This window comes from Acidimicrobiales bacterium (genome assembly GCA_035533095.1).
Lineage (GTDB): Bacteria > Actinomycetota > Acidimicrobiia > Acidimicrobiales > Palsa-688 > DATLUM01.
Genome location: DATLUM010000051.1, coordinates 1 through 3,412, shown reverse-complemented (window position 1 = coordinate 3,412; position 3,412 = coordinate 1). Strand labels below are relative to the sequence as shown.

Here is a 3,412-nt window from a genome sequence, read left to right as displayed (position 1 = left end):
CCTCGACGATCCGGGCCGGCTACCAGGACCTTTGCGAGCCGGAGACGGCCCATTCCCGCCCGAAGGGCGACCGCACTCGGCGAAGTGCAGTTGTGTGAAATTGATCGCCCAGCGCTCGTGGCACCGATCGCATGTGCCTTGTCGGAGCCCCGGGCGGGCTCGACGCCCGCCTGGGCGCCTCTCGATCGTCCCTGTTCCGCTGCGGAGCGGCGCCACGCCCTGCTCCGATGGGGTGGACCGGTCACCGAGCAATGTGTCGGCACAGGGAGCGGAGATCGGTGATGGAGCCGAGCTGGGCGAGGCGACGGTGAAACCAACTGCTACCGGGGGGCCACCCTGCAGCGACCGATGACATCGAGCGGCGGCGCTCGCACACCGTCCCACCTCATTCGCAGAAGAGATCGTCACGATCCGGCTGCCCCTCTGGCGAACATCCCCTTCACCAGGGAGGGTGACGTCCAAGGTGACGTTCGGTGGCCGGCCGATCAGGACAGGGTGACGTTGTTCGGGCCCAAGGTGACGTTCGGTGGCATCAGGATGACGTCGGATCGGAGGTCACCCACTGGCCGGACCAGTCCAAGGGTGACGCTGAGGGTGACGTGCGTTCGGAGAATGAACCGGTACGAAGGGACCGCCCCTACGTCGTATGAGCACAACTCGCTTGCCGCCGGACGGGAAGCGATCACAAGACGCGACGGACCAGCGTTGTTCGAGGAGATGACCATGACCAGAAGTCAGGACCAAGGCCCCGAGGTGGATGCCGCTGCATCGTCGACGCATGGTGGCCCCGTCCACCATGTCGAGCTGCTCACCATCCCGGAAGCGGCGAGGATCCTCCGGATCGGCCGATCGGCGGCGTACGACCTGGCCCGCCGATTCGAGGCGACCGGCGGTGCCGAGGGCATCCCGTGCATCCGAGTCGGCGACCGCCTGCTGCGGGTCCCGGCCGACGCCCTGCGGGCGATGGTGACGATCGGTTCCTGACCCGGAGCCGATCCATCATCTGCAATGTGTCGCGCCGGAATTCCGGGGCGAAGCGTGAAGTACGACGTCAGCCGTGCCACCACGTTCGCTGAGAGTGGGCGTTGCGGCGCATCCTCAGGTGGCGACCCCGGTGCTTCCGGGGTCACCGTCGAGGACGCTCCCCATCAGCTCGGCGATGCCCTGATCGGCGGCCTCGACCGCATGGGCGTAGACCCGCAGCGTCATCGCCGGGTCTGCATGACCCAGGCGATGGGCGACGGATCGCACGTCGTGGCCTCCGGCAATCGCCACGGTCGCCGAAAAGTGCCGCAGGTCGTGGAGGCGCCAGTGCTTGTCGATGCCCGCCGACTCCCGGGCACGCCGCCACCACCACCCGATCCGATCAGGGTTCGCCGGTCCGCTGCCGATGTTGAAGACGTACGGACCGTAGGGTTCGCGCTCGGATCGAAGCTCACCCCACAGGCGGACCGTCTCCGCGTCCAGGGTGACCGTGTGCCGCTCAGCGGTCTTGGTCCGCGTATCGACCAGCTGGGGAGCCTCGGAGCCTTCGCCACTGCCGCGGATGACGGTGATGGCCGAGTCGATCGTGAGCACCGAGCCGTCCAGATCGGTCCACCGGAGGGCGGCGATCTCGGCCCGACGAGCTCCGGCCACCGCTCCTATCCGGAGCGCCAACCCAGCGACAGGGTCGAGGACGGTGGCCGCTTTGATCACGGCGATGGCGTCGTCGGGACGCATCACTCCTCGAGGCGAGCGCTTCACTCCAGGCGCTCTGGTCAGGGCGGCCGGATTCGACGTGATCCAACCCCACACGACGGCCTGCTGGAGCGCCGCACGCAGCACGGTCAGGCGATTGCGGATCGCCGACTCACCCAAACCGGAGCGCCGCAGCCGGGTGAGCCAGCGGTCCACCTCGGCGACGCCGAGTCGGGCGAGCGGCGTCCGGGCGATCTGGTCCTCGGTGACGAGGCGGACCCGACCGGTCTGGTCGCGCAGGCTGGCCGGCGTGTACGAACCCTCGTTGCGCTCGAGCCAGGCCAACAGTGCGTCGGCCACGGTTCGGCCCTCGGCACCCCGTTGGGGCGCAGACTCCAACCGGGCGGCCTCACGCAACGCCTCGCGCTTGCCGCCCCGGACGGTGACCGCCACTTGGGTCGGACGACCGCTGCTGTTGCGACCCGTGAAGACCCGGACCTGCCAGACTCCGGGGCTGCGTTCGCGGATAGTCGCCATGGGCGAACGCTACCAAAAAGTAGGACAAAGTAGGACAAGAGCCTCTCTGGACCTGTTTCTGAGATCCGACAGTCGACCGGGTGCCAGTCGGGCGTCGGATAGAAAAGTCCAGTTCAGCTACTTGATGTGCACCCCGGAGATGGCCCGGGCGATGATCAGCCGCTGGATCTCGGACGTGCCCTCGAAGATGGTGAAGATCTTCGAGTCACGGTGCCACCGCTCGACCGGGTACTCGCGGACGTAGCCGTAGCCGCCGAGGATCTGGATGGCCTCCTCGGTCACGTACACCGCCGTCTCGCCTGCGTAGAGCTTGGACATCGAACCCTCGCCCGACGTGAACTCCTTGCCGTTGGCGCCCATCCAGGAGGCCCGCCACACGAGCATCCGTGAGGCGTCGATCCTGGTCTTCATGTCGGCCAGCTTGAAGGCGATCGACTGGTTTTCGATGATGGCACGACCGAACGCCTTACGCTCCTTGGCGTAGTCGAGCGAGTACTCGTAGGCGGCGCGGGCGATGCCGAGCGCCTGCGCGCCGACCGCCGGGCGGGATCCCTCGAAGGTCTTCATCGCCGCCTGGCCACCACTCCGCTTGCCCTCGCGGGCCCGGGCCAGCCGCTCGTCGAGCTTCTCCTTGCCGCCGAGCAGGCAGTGGCCGGGGACCCGGCAGTCGTCGAGGACGACCTCGGCGGTGTGGGAGGCGCGGATGCCCATCTTCTGGAACTTCTGGCCCTGGGAGATGCCGGGCGTGTTCGGGGGGACGATGAAGCTGGCCTGGCCACGCGAGCCGAGCTCGGGGTCGACCGAGGCCACGACCACGTGGATGTCGGCGATGCCGCCGTTCGTGATCCACGTCTTGGTCCCGTTGATGACCCACTCGTCCTTGGCCTCGTCGTAGACGGCCCGGGTGCGCAGCGACGACACGTCGGACCCGGCGTCGGGCTCGGAGACGGCGAACGCGGCGAGCTGGATCTTCTCCGGGGTGCCGAAGCACTGGGGTCCCCACTCCATGAGCTGCTCGGGCGTGCCGTTGCCGGCGATACCCGCCAGGCCGAGGGTCGATCCCAGGATGGCGAGGCCGATCCCGGCGTCACCCCACGCGAGTTCCTCGGCGGCGATGGGCATGAGCAGGCCGCTCTTGTCCAGGAAGGCGTTGGCGATGAACTCGAAGGAGTACAGGCCGATGTTGGCGGCCTCC

At 68.1% G+C, this 3,412-nt stretch carries 3 protein-coding genes; 1 reads left to right on the top strand and 2 read right to left on the bottom strand.

The genetic code is table 11. From position 1 onward, the window contains the following. The first annotated feature begins 723 nt into the window (after nucleotides 1-723). The gene (locus VNF71_06530; protein ID HVA74204.1) at nucleotides 724-984 is read left to right on the top strand and encodes a helix-turn-helix domain-containing protein; all 261 of its coding nucleotides are present in this window, start codon (nucleotides 724-726) and stop codon (nucleotides 982-984) included. Between the two features lie 114 nt (nucleotides 985-1,098). Here the strand turns inward: VNF71_06530 and VNF71_06525 are convergent, their stop codons facing one another. Then, the gene (locus VNF71_06525) at nucleotides 1,099-2,217 is read right to left on the bottom strand and encodes a site-specific integrase (protein ID HVA74203.1); all 1,119 of its coding nucleotides are present in this window, start codon (nucleotides 2,215-2,217) and stop codon (nucleotides 1,099-1,101) included. A 117-nt stretch (nucleotides 2,218-2,334) separates the two neighbouring features. Next, the coding region (locus VNF71_06520; GenBank protein HVA74202.1) for an acyl-CoA dehydrogenase family protein at nucleotides 2,335-3,412 on the bottom strand (1,078 nt) is incomplete at its 5' end.

Bases quoted from the DNA above. Each gene is read 5' to 3' on its own strand.
- VNF71_06530 (HVA74204.1), top strand. From the start codon at position 724: ATGACCAGAAGTCAGGACCAAGGCCCCGAGGTGGATGCCGCTGCATCG.
- VNF71_06525 (HVA74203.1), bottom strand. From the start codon at position 2,217: ATGGCGACTATCCGCGAACGCAGCCCCGGAGTCTGGCAGGTCCGGGTC.